36 protein-coding genes are annotated in these 25,361 nt (G+C 59.2%); 1 reads left to right on the forward strand and 35 read right to left on the reverse strand.

The window, feature by feature from the left end; all coding sequences use genetic code 11:
• The 4 genes from kdgD to D6Z43_RS16775 form a co-directional block, all read right to left on the reverse strand.
• Positions 1 to 912, reverse strand: a complete 912-nt coding sequence (gene kdgD, locus D6Z43_RS16760; protein WP_120653271.1) for a 5-dehydro-4-deoxyglucarate dehydratase — start codon at positions 910 to 912, stop codon at positions 1 to 3.
• Positions 913 to 1,317: 405 nt separating this feature from the next.
• The gene (locus D6Z43_RS16765) at positions 1,318 to 2,067 is read right to left on the reverse strand and encodes a FadR/GntR family transcriptional regulator (protein WP_120653272.1); all 750 of its coding nucleotides are present in this window, start codon (positions 2,065 to 2,067) and stop codon (positions 1,318 to 1,320) included.
• A gap of 150 nt (positions 2,068 to 2,217) precedes the next feature.
• Positions 2,218 to 2,703: a single-stranded DNA-binding protein gene (locus D6Z43_RS16770; protein WP_044872677.1), complete on the reverse strand. Its 486-nt coding sequence runs from the start codon at positions 2,701 to 2,703 to the stop codon at positions 2,218 to 2,220.
• Positions 2,704 to 2,712: 9 nt separating this feature from the next.
• Positions 2,713 to 4,107: an MFS transporter gene (locus D6Z43_RS16775; protein WP_120653273.1), complete on the reverse strand. Its 1,395-nt coding sequence runs from the start codon at positions 4,105 to 4,107 to the stop codon at positions 2,713 to 2,715.
• A gap of 208 nt (positions 4,108 to 4,315) precedes the next feature.
• Here D6Z43_RS16775 and uvrA point away from each other — a divergent pair, with 208 nt between their 5' ends.
• Complete coding sequence (uvrA, locus tag D6Z43_RS16780; RefSeq protein WP_120653274.1) at positions 4,316 to 7,150, forward strand: excinuclease ABC subunit UvrA; 2,835 nt, start codon at positions 4,316 to 4,318, stop codon at positions 7,148 to 7,150.
• A gap of 425 nt (positions 7,151 to 7,575) precedes the next feature.
• Here the strand turns inward: uvrA and rplQ are convergent, their stop codons facing one another.
• From rplQ to rpsG, 31 genes are all read right to left on the reverse strand, one after another.
• Positions 7,576 to 7,965, reverse strand: coding sequence for a 50S ribosomal protein L17 (rplQ, locus tag D6Z43_RS16785; protein ID WP_077525974.1), 390 nt, complete (start codon positions 7,963 to 7,965; stop codon positions 7,576 to 7,578).
• Positions 7,966 to 8,009: 44 nt separating this feature from the next.
• Positions 8,010 to 9,011 carry a DNA-directed RNA polymerase subunit alpha gene (rpoA, locus tag D6Z43_RS16790; protein WP_028629274.1) on the reverse strand — a complete coding sequence of 334 codons (1,002 nt, stop codon included), beginning with the start codon at positions 9,009 to 9,011 and terminating at the stop codon, positions 8,010 to 8,012.
• A gap of 22 nt (positions 9,012 to 9,033) precedes the next feature.
• Entirely contained in the window at positions 9,034 to 9,654 is a 621-nt protein-coding gene (gene rpsD, locus D6Z43_RS16795) for a 30S ribosomal protein S4 (protein WP_069081980.1), read from the reverse strand.
• A 16-nt stretch (positions 9,655 to 9,670) separates the two neighbouring features.
• Entirely contained in the window at positions 9,671 to 10,060 is a 390-nt protein-coding gene (rpsK, locus tag D6Z43_RS16800; protein WP_003093689.1) for a 30S ribosomal protein S11, read from the reverse strand.
• Positions 10,061 to 10,090: 30 nt separating this feature from the next.
• Positions 10,091 to 10,447, reverse strand: coding sequence for a 30S ribosomal protein S13 (gene rpsM, locus D6Z43_RS16805; RefSeq protein ID WP_077525972.1), 357 nt, complete (start codon positions 10,445 to 10,447; stop codon positions 10,091 to 10,093).
• A gap of 132 nt (positions 10,448 to 10,579) precedes the next feature.
• Positions 10,580 to 10,696: a 50S ribosomal protein L36 gene (rpmJ, locus tag D6Z43_RS16810; RefSeq protein ID WP_037025762.1), complete on the reverse strand. Its 117-nt coding sequence runs from the start codon at positions 10,694 to 10,696 to the stop codon at positions 10,580 to 10,582.
• A 30-nt stretch (positions 10,697 to 10,726) separates the two neighbouring features.
• Positions 10,727 to 12,055, reverse strand: coding sequence for a preprotein translocase subunit SecY (gene secY / locus D6Z43_RS16815; protein ID WP_120653275.1), 1,329 nt, complete (start codon positions 12,053 to 12,055; stop codon positions 10,727 to 10,729).
• Positions 12,056 to 12,490 carry a 50S ribosomal protein L15 gene (rplO, locus tag D6Z43_RS16820; RefSeq protein WP_120653276.1) on the reverse strand — a complete coding sequence of 145 codons (435 nt, stop codon included), beginning with the start codon at positions 12,488 to 12,490 and terminating at the stop codon, positions 12,056 to 12,058.
• A gap of 3 nt (positions 12,491 to 12,493) precedes the next feature.
• Entirely contained in the window at positions 12,494 to 12,670 is a 177-nt protein-coding gene (gene rpmD / locus D6Z43_RS16825; RefSeq protein WP_120653277.1) for a 50S ribosomal protein L30, read from the reverse strand.
• A gap of 2 nt (positions 12,671 to 12,672) precedes the next feature.
• A complete protein-coding gene (gene rpsE, locus D6Z43_RS16830) occupies positions 12,673 to 13,173 on the reverse strand; it encodes a 30S ribosomal protein S5 (protein WP_003448746.1) in 501 nt (166 codons plus the stop codon).
• Between the two features lie 3 nt (positions 13,174 to 13,176).
• Positions 13,177 to 13,527, reverse strand: coding sequence for a 50S ribosomal protein L18 (rplR, locus tag D6Z43_RS16835; RefSeq protein WP_044872684.1), 351 nt, complete (start codon positions 13,525 to 13,527; stop codon positions 13,177 to 13,179).
• 10 nt (positions 13,528 to 13,537) lie between these two features.
• Entirely contained in the window at positions 13,538 to 14,071 is a 534-nt protein-coding gene (rplF, locus tag D6Z43_RS16840; protein ID WP_077525967.1) for a 50S ribosomal protein L6, read from the reverse strand.
• 12 nt (positions 14,072 to 14,083) lie between these two features.
• Entirely contained in the window at positions 14,084 to 14,476 is a 393-nt protein-coding gene (gene rpsH / locus D6Z43_RS16845) for a 30S ribosomal protein S8 (protein WP_016490543.1), read from the reverse strand.
• 191 nt (positions 14,477 to 14,667) lie between these two features.
• Positions 14,668 to 14,973 (reverse strand): 30S ribosomal protein S14, encoded by a 306-nt coding sequence (rpsN, locus tag D6Z43_RS16850; RefSeq protein WP_077525966.1) that lies wholly within the window; start codon positions 14,971 to 14,973, stop codon positions 14,668 to 14,670.
• A gap of 13 nt (positions 14,974 to 14,986) precedes the next feature.
• A complete protein-coding gene (gene rplE, locus D6Z43_RS16855) occupies positions 14,987 to 15,526 on the reverse strand; it encodes a 50S ribosomal protein L5 (RefSeq protein ID WP_077525965.1) in 540 nt (179 codons plus the stop codon).
• Between the two features lie 20 nt (positions 15,527 to 15,546).
• Complete coding sequence (gene rplX, locus D6Z43_RS16860) at positions 15,547 to 15,861, reverse strand: 50S ribosomal protein L24 (RefSeq protein WP_077525964.1); 315 nt, start codon at positions 15,859 to 15,861, stop codon at positions 15,547 to 15,549.
• Between the two features lie 12 nt (positions 15,862 to 15,873).
• Positions 15,874 to 16,242, reverse strand: coding sequence for a 50S ribosomal protein L14 (gene rplN / locus D6Z43_RS16865; RefSeq protein WP_003448734.1), 369 nt, complete (start codon positions 16,240 to 16,242; stop codon positions 15,874 to 15,876).
• A gap of 22 nt (positions 16,243 to 16,264) precedes the next feature.
• Positions 16,265 to 16,531, reverse strand: a complete 267-nt coding sequence (rpsQ, locus tag D6Z43_RS16870) for a 30S ribosomal protein S17 (protein ID WP_021219597.1) — start codon at positions 16,529 to 16,531, stop codon at positions 16,265 to 16,267.
• A gap of 2 nt (positions 16,532 to 16,533) precedes the next feature.
• Positions 16,534 to 16,725 (reverse strand): 50S ribosomal protein L29, encoded by a 192-nt coding sequence (rpmC, locus tag D6Z43_RS16875; RefSeq protein ID WP_016490538.1) that lies wholly within the window; start codon positions 16,723 to 16,725, stop codon positions 16,534 to 16,536.
• On the reverse strand, positions 16,725 to 17,138 hold the full coding sequence (rplP, locus tag D6Z43_RS16880; protein WP_016490537.1) for a 50S ribosomal protein L16: 414 nt from the start codon (positions 17,136 to 17,138) through the stop codon (positions 16,725 to 16,727). Before rplP ends, rpmC begins: the two co-directional genes overlap by 1 nt.
• A 12-nt stretch (positions 17,139 to 17,150) precedes the next feature.
• Positions 17,151 to 17,837, reverse strand: a complete 687-nt coding sequence (gene rpsC / locus D6Z43_RS16885; protein ID WP_028629286.1) for a 30S ribosomal protein S3 — start codon at positions 17,835 to 17,837, stop codon at positions 17,151 to 17,153.
• A gap of 13 nt (positions 17,838 to 17,850) precedes the next feature.
• Positions 17,851 to 18,183: a 50S ribosomal protein L22 gene (rplV, locus tag D6Z43_RS16890; RefSeq protein WP_007161246.1), complete on the reverse strand. Its 333-nt coding sequence runs from the start codon at positions 18,181 to 18,183 to the stop codon at positions 17,851 to 17,853.
• Between the two features lie 13 nt (positions 18,184 to 18,196).
• Complete coding sequence (gene rpsS / locus D6Z43_RS16895) at positions 18,197 to 18,472, reverse strand: 30S ribosomal protein S19 (protein ID WP_027590504.1); 276 nt, start codon at positions 18,470 to 18,472, stop codon at positions 18,197 to 18,199.
• 14 nt (positions 18,473 to 18,486) lie between these two features.
• The gene (gene rplB, locus D6Z43_RS16900; RefSeq protein ID WP_077525962.1) at positions 18,487 to 19,308 is read right to left on the reverse strand and encodes a 50S ribosomal protein L2; all 822 of its coding nucleotides are present in this window, start codon (positions 19,306 to 19,308) and stop codon (positions 18,487 to 18,489) included.
• An 11-nt stretch (positions 19,309 to 19,319) separates the two neighbouring features.
• Complete coding sequence (gene rplW / locus D6Z43_RS16905; protein WP_077525961.1) at positions 19,320 to 19,619, reverse strand: 50S ribosomal protein L23; 300 nt, start codon at positions 19,617 to 19,619, stop codon at positions 19,320 to 19,322.
• Positions 19,616 to 20,218, reverse strand: a complete 603-nt coding sequence (gene rplD / locus D6Z43_RS16910) for a 50S ribosomal protein L4 (RefSeq protein ID WP_077525960.1) — start codon at positions 20,216 to 20,218, stop codon at positions 19,616 to 19,618. Before rplD ends, rplW begins: the two co-directional genes overlap by 4 nt.
• A 14-nt stretch (positions 20,219 to 20,232) precedes the next feature.
• Complete coding sequence (gene rplC / locus D6Z43_RS16915) at positions 20,233 to 20,868, reverse strand: 50S ribosomal protein L3 (RefSeq protein WP_077525959.1); 636 nt, start codon at positions 20,866 to 20,868, stop codon at positions 20,233 to 20,235.
• An 84-nt stretch (positions 20,869 to 20,952) separates the two neighbouring features.
• Complete coding sequence (gene rpsJ / locus D6Z43_RS16920) at positions 20,953 to 21,264, reverse strand: 30S ribosomal protein S10 (RefSeq protein ID WP_003243886.1); 312 nt, start codon at positions 21,262 to 21,264, stop codon at positions 20,953 to 20,955.
• Between the two features lie 155 nt (positions 21,265 to 21,419).
• Positions 21,420 to 22,613: an elongation factor Tu gene (tuf, locus tag D6Z43_RS16925; protein WP_103102850.1), complete on the reverse strand. Its 1,194-nt coding sequence runs from the start codon at positions 22,611 to 22,613 to the stop codon at positions 21,420 to 21,422.
• A 30-nt stretch (positions 22,614 to 22,643) separates the two neighbouring features.
• Entirely contained in the window at positions 22,644 to 24,773 is a 2,130-nt protein-coding gene (gene fusA, locus D6Z43_RS16930; RefSeq protein WP_120653278.1) for an elongation factor G, read from the reverse strand.
• A 30-nt stretch (positions 24,774 to 24,803) separates the two neighbouring features.
• Positions 24,804 to 25,274, reverse strand: coding sequence for a 30S ribosomal protein S7 (rpsG, locus tag D6Z43_RS16935; RefSeq protein WP_003448710.1), 471 nt, complete (start codon positions 25,272 to 25,274; stop codon positions 24,804 to 24,806).
• Positions 25,275 to 25,361: the final 87 nt, after the last annotated feature.

Raw genomic sequence — 25,361 nt, forward strand, 5'->3', positions numbered from 1 at the left:
TCACTGCGCGCCCTGGGCGTCGATCAGCGCGGCAAGGCGCTCGTACTCGTCGGGCAACAGGTCGGTCAGCGGAGCGCGGACCGGGCCTGCGTCATAGCCAGCGATACGCGCGCCAGCCTTGACGATGCTGACGGCATAGCCAGCGCGGCGATTGCGGATTTCCAGGTAGGGCAGGAAGAAGTCGTCGATCAGCTTGCCCACGGTTTCGTGGTCGTCGCGAGCGATGGCGTTATAGAAGTCCATTGCGGTCTTCGGGATGAAGTTGAACACGGCGGAGGAGTAGACCGGCACGCCCAGCGCCTTGTAGGCGGCGGCGTAGACCTCGGCGGTAGGCAGGCCTCCCAGGTAGCTGAAGCGATCCCCGAGACGGCGGCGAATGGCGACCATCAGCTCGATATCGCCCAGGCCGTCCTTGTAGCCGATCAGATTCGGGCAGCGCTCGGCCAGCTGCTCCAGCAGCGCCGGGGTCAGGCGGCAGACATTGCGGTTGTAGACCACCACGCCGATGTTCACCGATTTGCAGACCTGCTCGACATGGGCGGCCACGCCTTCCTGGCTTGCTTCGGTCAGGTAGTGAGGCAGAAGCAGCAGACCCTTGGCGCCAAGACGCTCGGCCTCCTGGGCGTACTGGATAGCCAGGCGAGTCGGGCCGCCAACACCTGCGAGAATCGGCACGCTGCCGGCGCAGGTATCGACGGCAGTCTTGATGACAGCGGAGTACTCGTCCGGCGCCAGGGAGAAGAATTCACCAGTACCGCCCGCGGCGAAGAGCGCCGAGGCGCCGTAGGGAGCCAGCCATTCCAGGCGACGGACATAGCTTGCAGCGTTGAAGTTACCGGCGGCATCGAAGTCGGTGACGGGGAAGGACAGCAGCCCGGAGGAGAGGATGGACTTGAGTTCTTGTGGATTCATTATTCGAGCACCCTGCGAAGCGGTTTGAGTTAAGCCGGTGATTCGGCTTATGAGATACGTTATCGTACAACTAAAATTGCTATCAATTGCCGTTCATCCTTCCGTGCGTTCATCGCCCGTTTTCCCGGCACCGGCCTACCCTGCCCGCAAAAAATCCATTTAAGGCTTTAGACAGCACAATACAGCTTGACCCTGGATAGACCGGAAATGGCACGAGCAGCTATCGATCGACCTTGTTTGCGACCAGGTCAGGTCGACCTTGTTGGCCGCCAGGCAATCATGTTGTACGACAACATACAACAGCAGATCTTGTAGGACAACTCCCAAAGAGAGAATTTTTCACCCCCTCACGCCGGAAACAAAAAGGGCCGCACATAGCGGCCCTGTTTCCATGCGGCTAGCCCCTCAGGCCTCCCTCCCCTTCTCGGCTTCTTCGTGGGCCTGACGCAGCCGCTCACGGCTGTTGGTCAGGTGCAGGCGCATGGCCGCGCGAGCGGCATCGCTGTCCTGGCGGGCAATTGCCTCGTAGATGTCTTCGTGCTCGCGGCTCAGGCGCGCAAGGTAGTGCTCGCGATCGTCATGCGCGATGCGTGCGGAGTTGAGGCGCGTCCGAGGAATGATGCTTGTCCCCAGGTGGGTCATGATGTCGGTGAAGTATCGGTTGCCCGTAGCCTGGGCGATCTGCAGGTGGAACTGGAAGTCGGAGGCCACCGCGTCGGTGCCGTGGGCAGCTTTGAGGAAGCTGTCCAGCGCCTCGCGCATGGCCACCAGTTGCTCCGGACTACGACGCTGCGCGGCAAGGCCGGCGGACTCCACCTCAAGGCTGATACGCAGTTCGAGTATGGCCATGACGTCGCGCAGAGTGACGATGGTCGCCGGATCAATGCGGAAGCCGCTGGGGCTCGGGGTATCCAGCACGAAGGTACCGATGCCGTGACGGGTTTCTACCAGCCCGGCGGCCTGCAGGCGCGAGATGGCCTCGCGAACCACGGTACGACTAACGCCCTGTGCCTCCATGATGGCCGACTCGGTGGGCAGCTTTTCACCCCGTTTGATCACGCCATCCTGGATTTGCTGGGAGAGCTCGCTCACCAACTCCTGGGCCAGGCTGCGATGCTTGCGGCGAGGACGTTGCTGGGCGCTTGGGTTGTCCATATCGAAATACGATCTCGGCGAAAACTGAGCGACCATCATATCCCAGCGAGTTGTACGATGACACTCATCCGCCCTTCCCGTATCGACGCCAGAAACGACAAAGGCGCAGCCCGAGGGCTGCGCCTTTGTTTGTTCGCTTGCGCGATTCGACTAGAACGGGATGTCGTCGTCGAAGCTGTCGTAGTCCGGAGCCGGTTGGGCGGCTGGCTGCGGAGCCGGACGCTGCTGCGGAGCAGACTGCTGCGGCTCGCGCTGCGGGCGCGGAGCACGCGGTGCGTCGCCTTCGCTGCCAGGACGGCCGCCGAGCAGCTGCATCTGGCCGTTGATGTCGACCACGATTTCGGTGGTGTAACGCTTCACGCCGTCTTTTTCCCACTCGCGGGTACGCAGGGAACCTTCGACGTAGACTTGTGAACCCTTGCGCAGGTACTCGCCGGCGATCTCGGCGAGACGGCCGAAGAACACCACGCGGTGCCACTCGGTACGTTCCTGCTGCTGGCCGGTTTGCTTGTCCTTCCAGGACTCGCTGGTGGCCAGGGTGACGTTGGTCACCGCGTTGCCGTTGGGCAGGTAGCGGGTCTCCGGATCACCACCGACGTTACCAACCAGAATGACTTTGTTAACCCCACGGGCCATGACGTTCTCCTAGGCTTCAGCACGTTCCGGGGCCGACTCGATCAGGCGCTCCAGGGACGTGCGGTCCAGTTTTTCAGTATCCACTTTTATGTAGATGGCCGCCTCATCGGCCACCACGACGGCATCTGCCACTCCGGGCAGAGCCAGCAAACGCGCAACCAGCCCGGTATCGGCAACAGCCGCTGCACTGAGCGGCATGCGCAGGCTGGTTACGTACGGAGGTTCACGCATAGTAACAGCAATGGCCAACCAAATCGCACAGACCACCGCACAGCCGACGAATACCGTAGACAGCCCGCCATGCTGGAACAGCCAGCCACCGAGGATGCCGCCTACGGCTGCGCCGAGGAACTGGCTGGTGGAGTAGACGCCCATTGCCGTGCCCTTGCCGCCGGCCGGGGCGACCTTGCTGATTAGCGAGGGCAGCGAGGCTTCCAGCAAGTTGAAGGCGGTGAAGAATACGATGGTGCCAAATACCAGCGCACGAAGGCTCTCGCCGAACTGCCAGAAGAACAGTTCGCAGACACACAGCACCGCAACGGCCCCCACCAGCACACGTTTCATCTGACGCTTTTTCTCGCCGTAGATGATGAAGGGGACCATGCCGAAGAAGCCCACCAATAGCGCGGTGAGGTAGACCCACCAGTGTTCTTCCCTGGGCAGTCCGGCCTTTTCCACCAATGCCAGCGGCAGGGCGACGAAGCTGGCCATGAGGACGGCGTGCAGGGCCAGAATGCCGAAGTCCAGGCGAAGCAGGTCTGGGTGTTTCAAGGTCGGAAGCAGCGCCTGGCGCGCTACACCGGACTCACGATGCTGCAGCGGGTGGGCCGCGCGCGGCACCATGGTGGCGATGATCACGATTCCGAGCAGTGCCATGATAGCGGTTGCCCAGAACAGCCCGGAGAGGCCAAAAGCACGGGTCAGCAGCGGGCCGACCACCATCGCCACGGCGAAGGACACGCCGATGCTCATGCCGATCATGGCCATGGCCTTGGTGCGGTGCTGCTCGCGGGTGAGGTCGGACAGCAACGCCATGACAGCCGCGGAAATGGCCCCGGCGCCCTGCAAAACACGCCCTGCAATCACGCCCCAGATGGAGTCGGCGTTGGCCGCCAGAACGGCGCCGGCGGCGAATATCAGCAGGCCGATGTAGATCACCGGCAGGCGGCCAATGCGGTCGGAAACGATGCCGAAGGGTATCTGCAGAATGGCCTGGGTCAGGCCATAGGCGCCAATTGCAAGGCCGATCAGGGCCGGGGTGGCGCCGGCGAGGTCCTGGCCGTAGGTGGCCAGCACTGGCAATACCATGAACATGCCGAGCATACGGAAAGCGAACACCAGGGCCAGGCTGCTGGCCGCGCGCGTTTCGCTGCCGCTCATGCGTTCAGAGTGGGAATCGTGCATAGGTGCCTCAAGGGAGAACGATCGGGGCCTGCGTCATGCGCCCCTGTCTGGCTGGTCACCCATTCCTGGGTGCCCGGCTGTTGCCGGAGCCCGAAAAATGCCGCGCATTCTAGCAGTCCCGGCCGTTTCCGTGACAGCCGTGACGCTTTGCCGCGTCGCCTTGGCGGGCCGTATAATCGGCGGTTTCCGACCGCCAAGTGAGGCCGTTGTGGACAAGATCCTGATCCGTGGGGCACGTACCCATAACCTGAAGAACGTCGACCTCACCCTGCCCCGCGACAAGCTGATCGTGATTACCGGCCTGTCCGGCTCCGGCAAATCGTCGCTGGCTTTCGACACTCTCTATGCAGAGGGCCAGCGCCGCTATGTAGAGTCTCTGTCGGCATACGCCCGGCAGTTCCTGTCGATGATGGAAAAGCCCGATGTAGACACCATCGAAGGCCTTTCGCCGGCAATTTCCATCGAGCAGAAGTCCACCTCCCACAACCCGCGGTCCACCGTCGGCACCATCACCGAGATCTACGACTACCTGCGCCTGCTATACGCCCGCGTAGGTATGCCGCGGTGTCCGGATCACGATGTGCCACTGGAAGCCCAGACTGTCAGCCAGATGGTCGACCAGGTGCTGGCCCTGCCCGAGGGCCGCAAGCTGATGCTGCTGGCGCCGGTGATCCGCGAACGCAAGGGTGAGCACCTGGCGGTGTTTGAGGAATTGCGCGCCCAGGGCTTCGTCCGTGCACGCGTGGACGGCAAGCTCTACGAGCTTGACGAGCTGCCCAAGCTGGACAAGCAGAAGAAGCACTCTGTCGACGTGGTAGTGGACCGTTTCAAGGTCCGCGGCGATCTGCAGCAACGTCTCGCCGAATCGTTCGAGACCGCAATCAACCTCGCCGACGGCATCGCCCTGGTGGCACCAATGGACGACGAAGAAGGAGACGAGATCATCTTCTCGGCCCGCTTCGCCTGCCCCCATTGCGGCCACTCCATCAGCGAGCTGGAACCCAAGCTGTTTTCCTTCAACAACCCGGCCGGCGCCTGCCCCACCTGTGATGGCCTTGGGGTCAAGCAGTTCTTCGACGCCAAGCGCCTGGTCAACGGCGAGCTGACCCTCGCCGAAGGCGCGATTCGCGGATGGGACAGGCGTAACGTCTACTACTTCCAGATGCTTGGCTCGCTGGCCTCGCACTACGGTTTCAGCCTGGAGAAACCCTTCGACGAGCTGTCCGCCGAACACCAGAAGGTGATCCTGTTCGGCAGCGGCCGCGAGGATGTGGACTTCCGCTACCTCAACGATCGCGGCGACATCGTCAAGCGCTCGCACCCCTTCGAGGGGATCATCCCCAACCTTGAACGCCGCTACCGCGAGACCGAATCGGCAACCGTGCGCGAAGAGCTGGCAAAGTTCCTCAGCACCCAGCCCTGCCCCGACTGCCGAGGTACCCGTCTGCGCCGTGAAGCGCGCCATGTATGGGTCGGTGACAAGACACTGCCTGCGGTAACCGGCCTGCCGGTGGGCGATGCAGCGGACTACTTCGGCGGGCTCAGCCTCACCGGCAGGCGCGGCGAGATCGCCGAGAAGATCCTCAAGGAGATCCGCGAGCGCCTGCAGTTCCTCGTCAACGTCGGCCTCGACTACCTGACCCTGGACCGTAGCGCCGATACCCTGTCCGGGGGCGAAGCGCAGCGCATTCGCCTGGCCAGCCAGATCGGGGCCGGCCTGGTGGGGGTGATGTACATCCTCGACGAGCCCTCCATCGGTCTGCACCAGCGCGACAACGAACGCCTGCTGGCGACCCTCACCCATCTGCGCAACCTGGGCAACACGGTAATAGTGGTCGAGCACGATGAGGATGCTATCCGCCTCGCCGACTATGTCGTGGACATCGGCCCGGGTGCCGGCGTGCATGGCGGCCAGATCGTCGCCGAAGGAACACCGGACGAGGTCATGGCTCATCCGAACTCGCTTACAGGCAAGTACCTGTCCGGCCGCGTGAAGATCCAAGTGCCGGCCGAGCGTACCCCGCGCGACAAGAAAAAGTCCCTCAAGCTCAAGGGTGCCAGCGGCAACAACCTGCAGCAGGTGAACTTGGAGATTCCAGTGGGCTTGCTGACCTGCGTTACCGGCGTATCCGGCTCGGGCAAGTCGACCCTGATCAACAACACGCTGTTCCCGATCACCGCCACTGCACTCAACGGCGCCACCTCCCTTGAGGCATCCGCCCACGAGAGCTTCGATGGCCTCCAGCACCTGGACAAAGTAGTGGACATCGACCAGAGCCCAATCGGTCGTACTCCCCGTTCCAACCCGGCGACCTACACCGGCCTGTTCACGCCAATCCGTGAACTGTTTTCCGGCGTGCCGGAGTCCCGCTCCCGTGGCTACGGCCCGGGGCGTTTCTCCTTCAACGTCAAAGGTGGCCGCTGCGAGGCCTGCCAGGGCGATGGCGTGATCAAGGTGGAAATGCACTTCCTGCCGGACATCTACGTGCCCTGCGATGTGTGCAAAGGCAAGCGCTACAACCGCGAGACCCTGGAAATCCGCTACAAGGGCAAGAGCATCCATGAAGTGCTGGAGATGACCATCGAAGAGGCCCGCGAGTTCTTCGATGCGGTACCGGCCATTGCCCGCAAGCTACAAACCCTGATGGACGTCGGCCTGTCGTACATCCGCCTGGGTCAATCAGCGACCACACTTTCCGGCGGGGAGGCGCAGCGGGTGAAGCTGTCTCGCGAGCTCTCCAAGCGCGACACAGGGAAGACGTTGTACATCCTCGACGAACCTACCACCGGCCTGCACTTTGCCGACATCCAGCAATTACTTGACGTGCTGCATCGCCTGCGCGATCACGGCAATACGGTGGTAGTGATCGAGCACAACCTCGACGTGATCAAGACCGCTGACTGGCTCGTGGACCTCGGACCCGAAGGCGGCTCCAAGGGTGGCCAGATCATCGCCACCGGCACCCCGGAAGAGGTCGCAGACATGGCGCAGTCCCACACCGGGCGGTTCCTCAAGCCCTTGCTGGAGCGTGATCGCGCCTGATCCAACGGTCTGTAAAGAAAAGGGCCGGGCAGCGATGTCCGGCCTTTTTTGTGGGGGGCAATGTACCTGCGCGAATCCAGCCCGGAGCGAACGGCATTGCCGAAATGCGGAAGCACTGATCGAAGTGCGCCCAGTGCAGGTCAGCAATGAACCGCGGAACACACGTCATAACCCCGGTGATGTCGAAAATGCCCTGTGTATCTGCCCTACTCGCACAAGTGGAACAGCGCACAAGGCTGGTTTCCTGGCTCTTTAAGCCTCACCCACATGATCTGTTTCATTTCCTTCGCTGGGCGAAAAAGGAGTGTCGATCTACCCGTCACACCGCAGTCGAATTGTTAAAAGAACCGAATCGGTAGACACAGGTTAAATTTCAGACATAAAAAAACCGGGCACTAGGCCCGGTTTTTCATGCAACGACCGACTTACTCGGCAGCAGCTTCGACTTCACCAGCGACCGGACGGTCAACCAGCTCGACGTAAGCCATGGGAGCATTGTCGCCAGCGCGGAAACCGCACTTCAGGATACGCAGGTAGCCGCCCTGACGGTTGGCGTAGCGCTTGCCCAGATCGTTGAACAGTTTGCCTACAGCGGACTTCGAACGGGTACGGTCGAAAGCCAGACGACGGTTGGCAACGCTGTCTTCCTTGGCCAGGGTGATCAGCGGCTCGGCAACGCGGCGCAGTTCCTTGGCTTTAGGCAGGGTGGTTTTGATCAGTTCGTGCTCGAACAGCGACACCGCCATGTTCTGGAACATGGCCTTGCGGTGTGCGCTGGTGCGGCTGAGGTGACGGCCACTTTTACGATGACGCATGGTTCAATTCCTTACCAAACTTCTACGTTCGGTGATTACGACGATCAGGCAGTCGCCTTGTCGTCCTTCTTGAGACTTGCCGGCGGCCAGTTGTCGAGGCGCATGCCGAGGGACAGACCACGGGAGGCCAGGACGTCCTTGATCTCGGTCAGGGACTTCTTGCCCAGGTTCGGAGTCTTCAACAGCTCTACTTCGGTGCGCTGAATCAGGTCACCGATGTAGTAGATGTTCTCCGCCTTGAGGCAGTTGGCCGAACGTACGGTCAGCTCGAGGTCATCAACCGGACGAAGGAGGATCGGGTCGATCTCGTCTTCCTGCTCAACTACTACCGGCTCGCTGTCGCCCTTCAGGTCGACGAACGCAGCCAGTTGGTGTTGCAGGATGGTAGCGGCACGACGGATGGCCTCTTCAGGGTCCAGGGTGCCGTTGGTTTCCAGATCGATGACCAGCTTGTCCAGGTTGGTGCGCTGCTCCACACGGGCGTTTTCAACCACGTAGGCAACACGACGGACGGGACTGAACGAGGCGTCGAGCTGCAGACGACCAATGCTGCGGCTCTCGTCTTCGTCGCTCTGGCGCGCATCGGCGGGCTCATAGCCACGACCGCGAGACACCTTGAGCTTCATGTTCAGGACGCCGTTGTCCGCCAGGTTGGCGATCACGTGGTCGCCGTTGACGATTTCGACATCATGATCCAGCTGAATATCGGCAGCAGTGACCACGCCCGAACCTTTCTTCGAGAGGTTCAGCGTTACTTCGTCACGGCCGTGCAGCTTGATAGCCAGGCCTTTGAGGTTCAGGAGGATCTCGATGACATCTTCCTGAACACCCTCGATGGCGCTGTACTCGTGGAGTACGCCATCGATCTCGGCCTCGACTACTGCACAGCCAGGCATGGAGGACAACAGGATGCGACGCAGCGCGTTGCCCAGGGTATGGCCGAAACCACGCTCGAGAGGCTCGAGCGTGATCTTGGCGCGGGTCGGACTAACCACCTGCACATCAATGTGGCGGGGGGTCAGGAACTCATTTACCGAACTCTGCATGGATGCACCTATTTTCTAGCCCTTACTTGGAGTAGAGCTCGACAATCAGGTTTTCGTTGATGTCGGCGGACAGATCGCTGCGAGCCGGCACACTCTTGAACACGCCGGACTTTTTCTCTGCGTCAACTTCAACCCACTCCACACGGCCACGCTGACCGCACAGTTCGAGGGCTTGGGCAATACGCAGTTGGTTCTTCGACTTCTCGCGAACGGCAACCACGTCACCAGCTTTGATCTGGTAGGACGGAACGTTCACAGTCTGACCGTTGACGCTGATGGCCTTGTGGGAAACCAGCTGACGGGACTCGGAGCGAGTAGCGCCGAAGCCCATGCGGTACACGACGTTGTCCAGACGGCACTCAAGGAGTTGCAGTAGGTTTTCGCCGGTAGCGCCCTTACGAGCAGCAGCTTCTTTGTAGTAGTTGCCGAACTGACGCTCCAGAACACCGTAGATACGGCGCACTTTCTGCTTTTCACGCAGCTGGGTGCCGTAGTCGGACAGGCGGCCGCGACGGGCGCCGTGCTGACCAGGAGCGGATTCGATGTTGCACTTGGATTCGAGCGCGCGAGCACCACTCTTCAGGAAGAGGTCGGTACCTTCACGACGGGACAGTTTGCACTTGGGACCAATGTAACGAGCCATTTCTCACTGTCTCCTATTACACGCGACGCTTCTTCGGCGGACGGCACCCGTTGTGCGGGATAGGCGTCACGTCGGTGATGCTGGCGATCTTGTAGCCGCAGGCGTTCAGAGCACGCACAGCGGATTCGCGACCCGGACCCGGGCCCTTGACGTTCACGTCGAGGTTCTTCAGGCCGTATTCCAGAGCGGCTTGACCAGCGCGCTCGGCTGCAACCTGGGCAGCGAACGGGGTGCTCTTACGGGAACCGCGGAAACCCGAACCACCGGAGGTAGCCCAGGAAAGAGCGTTACCTTGACGGTCGGTGATGGTCACGATGGTGTTGTTGAAAGAAGCGTGGATATGGGCGATGCCATCCACAACTGTCTTTTTGACTTTCTTACGAGGACGAGCAGCAGGCTTAGCCATGACTTAATTCCTGTCGATTCGCGGGCGCAATTACTTGCGGATCGGCTTACGCGGGCCCTTACGGGTACGCGCGTTGGTCTTGGTGCGCTGGCCATGAACAGGCAGACCGCGACGATGACGCAGACCGCGGTAGCAGCCCAGGTCCATCAGACGCTTGATGTTCATGTTGATTTCGCGACGCAGGTCACCTTCAGTGGTGAGCTTCGCGACTTCGCCACGCAGCTGTTCGATCTGCTCGTCAGAGAGATCCTTGATCTTTGCCGCCGGATTAACACCGGTGGTAGCGCAGATGCTCTGCGCAGTGGTGCGACCAACACCGTAGATGTAGGTCAGCGAGATAACAGTGTGCTTGTTATCTGGAATGTTGACGCCTGCAATACGGGCCATTCAGTGAAACTCCAGTTGACAGCTACCTACGCCCCGGAAGCCAAGAAAAGGGCGCGAGATATTAGCGCTGTAGAAACGAATAATCAACCCGGCAGCGCACTAGCTGCCGGGTTCATAACGCGTGAATCACACTCAGCCTTGGCGCTGCTTGTGACGCGGTTCCGCGCTGCAGATCACGCGAACGACACCGTCGCGACGAACGATCTTGCAGTTGCGGCACAGCTTTTTCACCGATGCACGAACTTTCATCAGTAACTCCTAGAACCTTACGGAACTGGGTCAGCGGAGCATGCCGCTGCCGTAGCCCTTCAGGTTGGCTTTCTTCATCAGGGATTCGTACTGGTGCGAAACGAGGTGGGATTGTACTTGGGCCATAAAGTCCATAACAACCACTACCACGATCAGCAACGAGGTCCCGCCAAGGTAGAACGGTACATTCGCTGCAACCACCAGGAACTGGGGCAGCAGACAAACAGCCGTCATGTACAGAGCACCGAACATGGTCAAGCGGGTCAGTACGCCATCGATATAGCGCGCCGACTGCTCACCCGGACGGATACCCGGAATAAAGGCACCGGACTTCTTCAGGTTCTCCGCCACGTCTTTCGGATTGAACATCAAAGCTGTGTAGAAGAAGCAGAAGAAGACGATCCCTGCACTAAACAGCAGAATGTTCAACGGCTGACCAGGAGCGATAGACTGCGAGACATCCTGCAGCCAGCCCATGCTTTCGGACTGACCGAACCAGGCACCCAGAGAGGCCGGGAACAGCAGGATGCTGCTGGCGAAGATAGCCGGAATAACGCCCGCCATGTTCACCTTCAACGGCAGGTGGCTGGTCTGCGCAGCGAAGACCTTGCGGCCCTGCTGACGCTTGGCGTAATGCACAGCGATACGACGCTGGCCACGCTCAATGAACACCACGAAACCGATGATCGCTACTGCCAGCAGACCGATGGCGACCAGAGCGAAGATGTTGATATCGCCCTGACGTGCAGACTCGAAAGACTGCCCGATCGCTCTCGGCAGACCGGCCACGATGCCAGCAAAAATCAGCATCGAGATACCGTTGCCGACACCGCGCTCCGTGATCTGTTCGCCCAGCCACATCATGAACATTGCACCAGCCACGAAGGTGGTGACAGCCACGAAGTAGAAGCCGAAATCAGACGAGAAAGCGACACCCTGACTGGCCAGACCAACGGACATGCCGATGGCCTGAACCAATGCCAGGGCTACAGTGCCGTAGCGGGTGTACTGGCTGATCTTGCGACGGCCAGCCTCACCTTCCTTCTTCAACTGCTCCAGCTGCGGGCTGATCGCGGTCATGAGCTGCATGATGATCGATGCCGAGATGTACGGCATGATCCCCAACGCGAAAATGCTCATCCGCTCCAGCGCACCGCCGGAGAACATGTTGAACAGGCTAAGAATGGTCCCCTCGTTCTGCCGGAACAGCTCGGCCAGCCGGTCAGGGTTGATACCGGGCACTGGGATGTGCGCGCCGATCCGGTAGACGATGATCGCCAGGAACAGGAAACGCAGTCGAGCCCAGAGCTCGGACAACCCGCCATTGCTGAGCGCGGAGAGAGCACCTTGCTTAGCCATTTAGTCCTCGAACTTACCGCCAGCTGCTTCGATAGCCGCACGCGCACCTTTGGTGGCGGCGATACCTTTCAGGGTGACCGCGCGAGTAACGTCGCCGGACAGCATGACTTTCACACGCTGTACGTTCTGGTTAATCACGTTGGCATCCTTCAGCGACTGCAGAGTTACGACATCGCCTTCCACCTTGGCCAGCTCGGAGGTGCGCACTTCAGCGCGATCCATGGCTTTCAGGGAAACGAAGCCGAACTTCGGCAGACGACGGTGCAGCGGCTGCTGACCGCCCTCAAAGCCCGGAGCAATGGTGCCGCCGGAGCGAGAGGTCTGACCCTTGTGGCCACGGCCACCGGTCTTACCCAGGCCGCTACCGATGCCACGGCCCGGACGGTGCTTTTCGCGACGGGCACCCGGCGCGGAACGCAGATCGTTCAGTTTCATGGATTAACCCTCGACGCGCAGAAGGTAGTAAGCCTTGTTGATCATGCCGCGGTTCTCAGGAGTGTCCTGGACCTCTACGGAATGACCAATGCGACGCAGGCCGAGACCTTTGACGCAAGCCTTGTGGTTAGCCAGACGGCCGTTAACGCTCTTGATCAGCGTTACTTTGACAGTTGCCATGATTAGAGAATCTCCTCGACGCTCTTACCACGCTTGGCCGCAACCGACTCAGGGGACTGCATGTTCTTCAGACCCTTGAAAGTGGCGTAAACCACGTTCACCGGATTGGTGGAGCCGTAGCACTTGGCCAGAACGTTCTGCACACCGGCCACCTCCAGAACGGCACGCATGGCGCCGCCGGCGATGATACCGGTACCTTCGGAAGCCGGCTGCATGAACACCTTGGAGGCGCCATGGGCGGACTTGATCGGGTACTGCAGGGTGGTGCCATCCAGATCTACCTGGATCATGTTGCGGCGTGCAGCTTCCATCGCTTTCTGAATGGCAGCAGGCACTTCGCGGGACTTGCCGCGACCGAAGCCAACACGACCTTTACCATCACCAACTACGGTCAGCGCAGTGAAGGTGAAGATACGACCACCTTTTACGGTCTTGGCAACGCGGTTAACCTGAACCAGCTTCTCGATGTAGCCTTCGTCGCGCTTTTGCTCGTTATTTGCCATAACTTAGAACTCCAGCCCGCCTTCACGAGCAGCATCAGCCAGCGCCTTGACGCGGCCGTGGTACTTGAAGCCAGAACGATCGAATGCCACCTGAGTGACGCCAGCGGCTTTCGCGCGTTCGGCAACCAGCTGACCAACCTTCTTGGCCGCGTCGACGTTGCCGGTGGCGCCGTCACGCAGTTCTTTGTCCAGGGTCGAGGCGCTGGCCAGGACCTTGGCGCCGTCGGCCGAAATGACCTGGGCGTAGATGTGCTGGGAGGAGCGGTACACGCAGAGGCGTACGGCTTCCAGCTCGCGCATTTTCAGGCGTGCCTTGCGAGCGCGACGCAGACGAGTTTCTTTCTTTACGCTCATTTGCTATGCCCTACTTCTTCTTAGCTTCTTTACGACGGACGACTTCGTCGGCGTAACGTACACCCTTGCCTTTGTAAGGCTCCGGCGGACGGAAGTCGCGAATCTCAGCGGCCACTTGACCGACCAGCTGCTTGTCGATGCCCTTGATCAGGATATCGGTCTGGCTGGGGGTTTCAGCGGTAATGCCTTGCGGCAGTTCGTAATCCACCGGATGCGAGAAGCCGAGAGCCAGGGACAGAGTCTGACCTTTGGCCTGAGCCTTGTAACCAACGCCCACCAGCTGGAGCTTGCGCTCGAAGCCCTGGCTAACGCCGATTACCATGTTGTTCACCAACGCACGGGTGGTGCCCGCCATGGCCTTGTTCTGCTGGTCGCCATTGCGAGCGGCAAAACGCAGCTCACCGGATTCCTGCAGCACTTCCACAGACGAGTGCACTTTCAGTTCCAGAGCGCCCTTGGCACCCTTCACCGAAAGCTGCTGGCCGGCGATCTTGACTTCAACGCCAGCGGGCAGCTTGACGGGGTTCTTAGCAACGCGAGACATGCTTCAACCCCCTTAGAACACAGTGCAAAGCACTTCGCCACCAACACCAGCAGCGCGAGCAGCACGATCAGTCATCACACCCTTGTTGGTGGATACGATCGATACGCCCAGGCCGCCACGTACTTTCGGCAGCTGATCGACGGACTTGTACTGGCGCAGGCCAGGACGACTTACGCGCTTCAGCTCTTCGATGACCGGACGGCCTTCGAAGTACTTCAGCTCGATGGACAGCAGAGGCTTAATGTCGCTGCTGACTTGGTATCCCGTGATGTAACCCTCGTTCTTCAGAACGCTGGCTACCGCCACCTTCAGTTTGGAGGACGGCATGCTTACGACAGACTTTTCAGCCATCTGGGCATTACGGATACGAGTTAGCATGTCCGCTAACGGGTCCTGCATACTCATGGGCTAGATGCTCCTGATACAAAAAGAAATAGCCTTGCGGCTAGAGTCACACGCGAGCACTGGACGGACTAATGCCAGGCCCGGGCGAGCCGGACATTCTAGAGATACTCCAGAAACGAATCAAGCCCCAAAAGGGGCTTGATTCTGATGACCTGGGCTGGGCCGACCAAAGCCGGCCCCACCGACGATCATTACCAGCTGGCTTTCACCAGGCCGGGTACATCACCGCGCATGGCAGCTTCACGCAGCTTGTTACGGCCAAGGCCGAACTTGCGGTAAACGCCGTGCGGACGACCGGTGATGCGGCAGCGGTTACGCAGGCGGGAGGCGCTGGCGTCACGGGGCTGCTTCTGCAGAGCTACCTGCGCTTCCCAACGAGCTTCCGCAGTGGAGTTCGGGTTGGCGATGATAGCTTTCAGCTCAGCACGCTTCTTGGCGAACTTAGCAACCGTCTGCTGACGCTTCAGCTCGCGGTTCTTCATGCTCTGTTTGGCCATGTTCCTACTCCAATCAGTTGCGGAACGGGAATTTGAAGGCGCGCAGCAGAGCACGACCTTCTTCATCCGTACGGGCGGTGGTGGTCAGGGTGATGTCCAGACCGCGCAGCGCATCGATTTTGTCGTAATCGATTTCCGGGAAGATGATCTGCTCTTTGACACCCATGCTGTAGTTACCACGACCATCGAAGGACTTGGCATTCAGGCCGCGGAAGTCACGCACGCGCGGCAGGGAGATGGAGAGCAGACGATCCAGGAACTCGTACATGCGATCGCGGCGCAGGGTGACCTTGACGCCGATCGGCCAGCCTTCACGAACCTTGAAGCCTGCAATGGATTTGCGGGCGTAGGTCACGACGGCTTTCTGGCCGGTGATCTTTTCCAGGTCAGCAACAGCGCTTTCGATGACTTTCTTGTCGCCGATAGCTTCGCCCAGACCCATGTTCAGAGTGATCTTGGTGATGCGCGGAGTTTCCATCACGTTGCCGAGCTGAAGTTCTTCCTTCAGCTTCGGCGCGATTTCTTTCCGGTAAATCTCTTTTAGTCGTGCCATGGTTTTCTACCTAGCAGTGCTCAAGCATCAACCGGCTTTTGGGTCGACTTGAAGACACGAATTTTCTTACCTTCCTCAACCTTGAAACCAACGCGATCAGCCTTGTTGGTCTCGGCATTGAAGATGGCTACGTTGGAGAGGTGCATGGGCGCCTCTCGCTCGACGATACCGCCCTGGACACCGGCCATGGGGTTCGGCTTGGTGTGGCGCTTGATCAGATTTACACCGCTGACCAGCACACGACTGTCAGCGAGAACCTTCAGCACCTTACCGCGCTTGCCCTTGTCCTTGCCGGCGATGACGATGATCTCGTCGTCACGACGAATCTTTTGCATGACGGCTTCTCCTTACAGCACTTCGGGGGCGAGCGAGACGATCTTCATGAACTTCTCGGAACGCAGTTCACGGGTCACGGGCCCGAAGATACGGGTGCCGATCGGCTCCTGCTTGTTGTTCAGCAGGACGGCGGCGTTGCCGTCGAAGCGGATGATCGAGCCATCAGGGCGACGAACGCCATGCTTGGTACGAACCACAACAGCGGTCATTACCTGGCCTTTCTTCACCTTGCCGCGCGGGATCGCTTCTTTAACGGTCACTTTGATGATGTCGCCGATACCGGCGTAACGACGGTGCGAACCACCAAGGACCTTGATGCACATAACGCGACGAGCACCGCTGTTATCAGCGACGTCGAGCATGGATTGAGTCTGAATCATATCTTTCTCCGACCCTTAGTCCTTAGACTTCCACGGCACGTTCGACGACTTCCACCAGGGCCCAGGACTTGGTCTTGGCCAGCGGACGGGTCTCACGAATGGTGACCTTGTCGCCGATACGGCACTGGTTGGTTTCGTCGTGGGCGTGCAGCTTGGTCGAGCGCTTCACGTACTTACCGTAGATCGGGTGCTTAACGCGACGCTCGATCAGAACGGTGATGGTCTTGTCCATCTTGTCGCTGACGACGCGGCCGGTCAGCGTGCGGACGGTTTTCTGAGCTTCAGCCATGATTACTTACCTGCTTGCTGGTTGAGCACAGTTTTCACGCGAGCGATGTCGCGCTTCACTTGCGAGAGCAGGTGAGACTGCCCCAACTGGCCAGTTGCCTTCTGCATGCGCAGATTGAACTGGTCGCGCAGCAGGCCGAGCAGTTGCTCGTTCAGCTGCTGTACGGATTTTTCACGAAGTTCATTCGCTTTCATCACATCACCGTCCGCTTAACAAAGGAGGTGGCGAGCGGCAGCTTTGCAGCGGCCAGGGCGAATGCCTCACGCGCCAGCTCTTCGGAAACACCCTCGATCTCGTACAGGACCTTGCCCGGTTGAATCTGGGCTACCCAGTACTCGACGCCACCCTTACCTTTACCCATACGAACTTCGAGGGGCTTCTTGGTAACGGGCTTGTCCGGGAATACGCGGATCCAGATCTTGCCGCCACGCTTCACGTGACGGGTGAGGGCACGACGTGCGGCCTCGATCTGACGGGCAGTGAGACGACCACGGCCAGTAGCCTTCAGCGCGAACTCGCCGAAGCTGACCTTGCTACCGCGCTGAGCCAGACCACGATTGTGGCCGGTCATCTGCTTGCGGAACTTCGTACGCTTTGGTTGCAGCATTTGGCGTACCCCTTACTTAGCAGCTTTTTTACGAGGAGCGGGCGCTACGGGCTTCAGTTCTTCCTGGCGGCCACCGATGACCTCACCTTTGAAGATCCAAACCTTCACACCGATCACACCGTAGGTGGTGTGCGCTTCGTAGGTTGCGTAGTCGATATCGGCGCGCAGGGTGTGCAGGGGCACACGACCTTCGCGATACCATTCGGTACGGGCGATTTCAGCGCCACCGAGACGACCGCTTACCTGGATCTTGATGCCCTTGGCACCAATGCGCATGGCGTTCTGTACAGCGCGCTTCATGGCGCGACGGAACATCACACGACGCTCCAGCTGCTGAGCTACGCTCTGCGCAACCAGCATACCGTCGAGCTCCGGCTTGCGGATCTCTTCGATGTTGATGTGCACAGGCACACCCATTTGCTTGGTCAGGTCCTGACGCAGCTTCTCAACATCCTCACCTTTCTTGCCGATCACGATGCCGGGACGAGCGGTGTGGATGGTGATGCGTGCGGTTTGAGCCGGACGATGAATATCGATACGGCTTACGGACGCGCTTTTTAGTTTGTCTTGGAGGTACTCACGCACCTTCAGGTCGGCAAACAGATAGTCGGCATAAGTGCGCTTATCTGCGTACCAAACGGAGGTGTGCTCCTTGACGATTCCCAGGCGAATGCCAGTGGGATGTACTTTCTGACCCATCTGATCGACTCCGTTACTTGTCCGCAACCTTGACAGTGATATGGCAAGACCGCTTGACGATGCGATCAGCACGGCCCTTGGCACGCGGCATGATGCGCTTCAGCGAACGCCCTTCGTTGACGAAAACAGTGGAAACCTTGAGGTCATCCACGTCTGCGCCTTCGTTGTGCTCAGCGTTGGCCACGGCCGATTCGAGCACTTTCTTCATGATTTCAGCGGCTTTCTTACTGCTGAAAGTCAACAGGTTGAGCGCTTCGCCCACCTTCTTCCCGCGGATTTGGTCGGCGACCAAGCGGGCTTTCTGGGCGGAGATTCGAGCGCCCGACAGCTTAGCGGCTACTTCCATCGTTCCTTACCCCTTAACGCTTGGCTTTCTTGTCCGCAGCATGACCGCGATAGGTGCGGGTGGCAGCGAACTCGCCCAGTTTGTGACCGACCATGTCTTCGTTCACGAGAACCGGGACATGTTGACGACCGTTGTGTACAGCGATGGTCAGACCGACCATTTGCGGCAGAACGATGGATCGGCGCGACCAGGTTTTCACCGGCTTGCGATCGTTCTTTTCCACCGCCACTTCGACCTTCTTCAGTAGGTGAAGATCGATAAAAGGACCTTTTTTCAGAGAACGCGGCACTGTCGTATCCTCAGTTATTTACGGCGACGGACGATCATGTTGTCGGTGCGCTTGTTCGCGCGGGTCTTCGCACCCTTGGTCGGGAAGCCCCACGGAGACACCGGATGACGGCCACCAGAGGTACGACCTTCACCACCACCATGCGGGTGGTCTACCGGGTTCATCGCCACGCCGCGAACGGTCGGGCGAACACCACGCCAGCGCTTGGCACCGGCTTTACCCAGCGAACGCAGGCTATGCTCGGAGTTCGAGACTTCGCCCAGAGTCGCACGGCATTCAGCCAGGACTTTACGCATCTCGCCGGAGCGCAGACGCAGGGTTACGTAGGCGCCTTCACGGGCAACCAACTGAACGGAGGCACCGGCGGAACGGGCGATTTGCGCACCCTTGCCAGGCTTGAGTTCGATACCGTGAATGGTGCTACCAACCGGGATGTTGCGCAGCGGCAGGGCATTACCGGCCTTGATCGGTGCATTGACGCCCGAGATCAGCTGGTCGCCAGCGCTCACGCCTTTCGGCGCGATGATGTAGCGACGCTCGCCATCGGCGTACTTCAGCAGAGCGATGTGAGCAGTACGGTTCGGATCGTACTCGATGCGCTCAACGGTGGCAGGAATGCCATCCTTGTTACGACGGAAGTCGACCAGACGATAGTGCTGCTTGTGACCACCACCGATGTGACGAGTAGTGATACGACCGTTGTTGTTACGACCACCGGATTTCGATTTTTTCTCGACCAGCGGTGCGTAAGGAGCGCCTTTGTGCAGCTCCTGATTGACGACCTTGACCACGAAACGGCGGCCAGCGGAGGTCGGTTTGCATTTAACGATTGCCATGATGCACCCCTTTACTCAGCGCTGCTGGCGAAATCGAGATCTTGGCCCGGCTGGAGAGCGATGTACGCTTTTTTCCAGTCGTTACGCTTGCCCAGACCGCGAACGGTACGCTTGGTCTTGCCCTTGACTACGAGGGTGGTGACACGAGCGACTTTCACGCTGAACAGGCTTTCTACGGCCTTCTTGATTTCCAGCTTGGTTGCATCAGTGGCAACCTTGAAAACGAACTGGCCCTTGCTGTCAGCCAGCATGGTGGCCTTCTCGGAGACGTGCGGACCAACCAGCACCTTGAATACGCGTTCCTGGTTCATGCCAGCAGCTCCTCGAATTTCTTCACGGCGGACACGGTGATAAGCACCTTGTCGTAGGCGATCAGGCTGACCGGGTCGGAACCCTGAACATCACGAACGTCAACGTGCGGCAGGTTGCGAGCAGCCAGGTACAGGTTCTGATCAACGGCATCGGAAACGATCAGCACGTCGGTCAGGCCCAGGCCATTCAGCTTGCCCAGCAGAGCTTTGGTTTTCGGGGCATCGACAGCAAAGTCTTCAACCACAACCAGGCGCTCTTGACGAACGAGCTCAGAGAGGATGGAGCGCATGGCAGCGCGGTACATCTTCTTGTTGAGCTTCTGGGAGTGATCTTGCGGCTTGGCAGCGAAGGTGGTACCACCGGAGCGCCAGATGGGGCTACGAATGGTGCCAGCACGAGCACGACCAGTGCCCTTCTGACGCCACGGCTTCTTGCCACCGCCGGAAACTTCGGAACGGGTCTTCTGCGCGCGAGTGCCCTGGCGGCCACCGGCCATGTAGGCGACAACAGCCTGGTGAACCAGGGTCTCGTTGAACTCACCACCAAAAGTACGCTCGCTGACTTCGATAGCCTGAGCGCCATTTACATTCAATTGCATCTCAGCTTCCCCTCTTAACCACGAGCCTTGGCTGCCGGACGCACAACGACATCACCACCGGTAGCGCCAGGAACGGCACCTTTGACCAGCAGCAGATTGCGTTCTGCATCGACACGCACAACTTCCAGGGACTGCACGGTTACACGCTCAGCACCGAGGTGACCGGACATTTTCTTGCCCTTGAAGACACGACCAGGAGTCTGGCACTGGCCAATAGAACCCGGGGCGCGGTGGGAGACGGAGTTACCGTGGGTGTTGTCCTGGCCGCGGAAGTTCCAGCGCTTGATGGTACCGGCATAGCCTTTACCCTTGGACTGACCGGTAACATCTACCAGCTGACCAGCTTGGAACAGCTCAGCAGTCAGTTGATCGCCAGCCTGGTACTCGCCTTCTTCAAGACGGAATTCCCAAACACCGCGACCAGCAGCCACGCTTGCCTTGGCGAAGTGACCGGCTTGCGCCTTGGTCACGCGAGAGGCACGACGCTCACCGACAGTTACCTGCACGGCGCGATAGCCATCGCTTTCTTCGTTTTTGAATTGGGTCACGCGATTCGGCTCGATCTCAATGACCGTAACCGGAATGGAGACGCCTTCTTCGGTGAAAATGCGGGTCATGCCGCACTTACGACCGACTACACCAATAGTCATGTTGTAAACCTCATGAGTGTACGGGGCTTTCACCCGCTATGGCCGCCCATTTCAGAGCGTTACACGACTAAAACCCGAAGGTTATTAGCCGAGGCTGATCTGCACTTCCACGCCTGCCGCAAGGTCGAGCTTCATCAGCGCATCGACGGTTTTATCCGTCGGCTGGACGATGTCCAGAACACGCTTGTGGGTACGAATTTCGTACTGATCGCGCGCGTCTTTGTTGACGTGCGGAGAGATCAGAACGGTGTACCGCTCTTTGCGAGTAGGCAGAGGAATAGGACCACGCACCTGAGCACCAGTACGTTTCGCGGTTTCCACGATTTCCTGGGTGGATTGATCGATCAGGCGATGGTCAAAAGCCTTCAACCGAATACGGATTTGTTGGTTTTGCATTTTGACCTCAGACTCTATCTCTGCTTTCCCCAACGGACGGACTACGCCCGTTAAAAGGAGGCGTGATTGTACGGATGCGCCGAGGGGGTGTCAACTTTTGACCAGACAAAAGAAAAGGGCCCCGAAGGGCCCTCTCCTCTTAGCGAGATCTTCGATTACTCGATGATCTTGGCTACAACGCCGGCGCCAACGGTACGACCGCCTTCGCGGATCGCGAAGCGCAGGCCGTCTTCCATGGCGATCGGAGCGATCAGGGTGACAACCATCTTGATGTTGTCGCCCGGCATTACCATCTCAACGCCTTCCGGCAGTTCGCAGTTTCCGGTCACGTCAGTGGTACGGAAGTAGAACTGCGGACGGTAGCCCTTGAAGAACGGAGTGTGACGACCGCCTTCTTCCTTGGACAGCACGTACACTTCGCACTCGAACTTGGTGTGCGGCTTGATGGTGCCCGGCTTGGCCAGAACCTGACCACGCTCTACGTCATCACGCTTGGTGCCGCGCAGCAGGGCGCCAACGTTCTCGCCAGCACGACCTTCGTCGAGCAGCTTGCGGAACATTTCAACACCAGTGCAGGTGGTCTTGGTGGTCGGACGGATACCGACGATCTCGATCTCCTCGCCCACCTTGACGATACCGCGCTCAACACGACCGGTCACCACGGTGCCGCGACCGGAGATGGAGAACACGTCTTCGATCGGCATCAGGAACGGCTGATCGATAGCACGCACCGGCTCCGGAATGTAGGAGTCCAGGGTCTCTACCAGCTTACGAACGGCGGAAACGCCGATTTCGTTGTCGTCCTTGCCTTCCAGGGCCATCAGAGCGGAACCGACTACGATCGGAGTGTCGTCACCCGGGAAGTCGTAGGTGTTCAGCAGGTCGCGAACTTCCATCTCGACCAGCTCCAGCAGCTCGGCGTCATCAACCATGTCGGCCTTGTTCAGGAACACGACAATGTAAGGAACGCCTACCTGACGAGACAGCAGGATGTGCTCACGAGTCTGCGGCATGGGGCCGTCAGCAGCCGAACAAACCAGGATCGCGCCGTCCATCTGCGCAGCACCGGTGATCATGTTCTTCACGTAGTCAGCGTGACCGGGGCAGTCAACGTGAGCGTAGTGACGAATGGCGGAATCGTATTCAACGTGGGAAGTGTTGATGGTGATACCGCGAGCCTTCTCTTCCGGCGCGTTATCGATCTGGTCGAACGCACGAGCGGAACCGCCCCAGGTCTCGGAGCAGACCTTGGTCAGAGCAGCAGTCAGAGTGGTCTTGCCATGGTCAACGTGACCAATGGTGCCGACGTTGACGTGCGGTTTGTTACGTTCAAATTTTTCTTTAGCCACGACAGTAAACCTCTTACTTAAAGGGCTGAATCAACCTTGTTTTTTAACCAGTGCTTCGACGACGTTCGACGGAGCTTCGGCGTATTTGGAGAATTCCATGGAGTAGCTCGCGCGACCCTGGGACATGGAACGCACGTCGGTCGCATAACCGAACATCTCGCCCAGCGGAACCTCGGCACGAATAACCTTACCGGAAACGCTGTCTTCCATCCCCTGAATCAGGCCACGACGACGGTTCAGGTCGCCCATCACGTCACCCATGTAGTCCTCGGGGGTCACCACCTCTACCTTCATGATCGGCTCAAGCACTTTACCGCCACCCTTCTGGGCAAGCTGCTTGGTCGCCATGGAGGCAGCGATCTTGAACGCCATCTCGTTGGAGTCGACGTCGTGGTAGGAACCATCGAACACGGAGGCCTTCAGGCCGATGAGCGGGTAGCCGGCAACAACGCCGTTCTTCATCTGCTCTTCGATGCCCTTCTGGATCGCCGGGATGTATTCCTTGGGAATCACACCACCCACGACTTCATTGGTAAACACCAGACCTTCGGCGATGTTGCCTTTCTCATCCACGTCAGCGGAGGAGAAGCGGATCCAGCAGTGACCAAACTGACCACGACCACCGGACTGACGAACGAACTTGCCTTCGATCTCGACATTGTCCTTGGAGATGGTTTCGCGGTAGGAAACCTGCGGCTTGCCGATATTGGCCTCAACGCCGAACTCACGCTTCATGCGATCGACGAGGATATCCAGGTGCAGCTCACCCATACCAGAGATGATGGTCTGGCCGGTTTCTTCGTCGGTCTTGACGCGGAACGAAGGATCTTCCTGGGCCAGCTTGCCGAGGGCGATACCCATCTTCTCCTGGTCAGCCTTGGTCTTCGGCTCAACAGCTACCGAGATGACAGGCTCCGGGAAGTCCATACGCTCAAGGATGATCGGTTTCTCGATGTCGCACAGAGTGTCGCCAGTGGTGACATCCTTCATGCCGATCAGTGCAGCGATGTCGCCCGCGCGCACTTCCTTGATCTCGTCACGCTGGTTGGCGTGCATCTGCACCATACGACCAACGCGCTCTTTTTTACCCTTCACGGAGTTGATGACCGACTGGCCAGACTCCAGAACGCCCGAGTAGACACGAACGAAGGTCAGGGTACCGACGAACGGGTCGGTAGCGATCTTGAACGCCAGCGCAGAGAACGGCGCGCCATCATCTGCAGGACGCTCGTCGTGGATTTCGTTGTCGTCGGTGCTGTCCGGGTGAACGCCCTTGATCGCAGGAATCTCGGTGGGAGCCGGCAGGAAATCGATGACAGCGTCAAGCACCAGGGGCACGCCCTTGTTCTTGAAAGAGGAACCACAGACAGCCGGAACGATTTCGCAGGCGATAGTACGCTGACGCAGGCCGGCCTTGATCTCTTCGATCGTCAGCTCACCTTCTTCCAGGTACTTGTTCATCAGCTCTTCGTTGGCTTCGGCAGCAGCCTCAACCATGTTGTTGCGCCATTCGTTGGCCAGGTCCACAAGCTCAGCGGGAATTTCTTCCTCGCGATAGGAGGTACCCTTGTCGTCTTCGTTCCAGTAGATGGCCTTCATCTTCAGCAGATCGACCTGACCCTGGAACTCGTCCTCAGCACCGATGGCCAACTGAACCGGAACCGGGGTGTGACCCAGGCGGTTCTTGATCTGGCCGACCACGCGAAGGAAGTTGGCGCCAGCGCGGTCCATCTTGTTCACGTAGACGATACGCGGAACGCCGTACTTGTTGGCTTGACGCCATACGGTTTCGGACTGGGGCTCAACACCGGAAGTACCGCAGAATACAACGACAGCACCGTCCAGCACGCGCAGAGAACGCTCCACCTCAATGGTGAAGTCTACGTGGCCGGGGGTGTCGATGACGTTTACGCGGTACTTGTCGTACTGACCACGCGAACCTTCCCAGAAGGTAGTGATGGCAGCAGAGGTAATGGTAATACCACGCTCCTGCTCCTGCACCATCCAGTCGGTGGTAGCAGCGCCATCGTGAACCTCACCCATCTTGTGGCTCAGGCCTGTGTAGAACAGGATGCGCTCAGTCGTGGTGGTCTTGCCCGCGTCAACGTGGGCGCAGATGCCGATGTTGCGATAGCGGTTAATTGCTGTATTACGAGCCATAAAGCCCTCGCAAAAGAATGGATGCCGTAATTAGAAGCGGTAGTGCGAGAACGCTTTGTTGGCCTCAGCCATACGATGCACGTCTTCACGCTTCTTGACAGCAGCGCCTTTGCCATCGAAGGCATCCAGCAGCTCGCCTGCCAGGCGCAGGGCCATGGACTTCTCGCCGCGCTTGCGCGCGGACTCAACCAGCCAACGCATGGCCAGAGCATTACGACGGGACGGACGAACTTCGACCGGAACCTGGTAAGTGGCACCGCCTACACGGCGGGACTTTACTTCGACCAGCGGAGCGATGGCGTCGAGAGCTTTCTCGAAGATTTCCAGGGGATCGCTGTTCTTGCGGGATTTGACGGTATCCAGGGCACCGTAAACGATGCGCTCGGCTACGGCTTTCTTGCCGCTTTCCATCACGTGGTTCATGAACTTGGCGAGGATCAGGCTTCCGTATTTCGGATCGTCCAGAATCTCACGCTTGGCTGCTACACGACGTCTTGGCATTGATAAGCCCTCAAACGGTCTTCAGGTTAGCCCGGGACCATAACCATTCGGTTACGCCCGACCTTACTCTTATCGACTCAATGAATA

The sequence above is a fragment of the Pseudomonas sp. DY-1 genome, assembly GCF_003626975.1.
Lineage (GTDB): Bacteria > Pseudomonadota > Gammaproteobacteria > Pseudomonadales > Pseudomonadaceae > Metapseudomonas.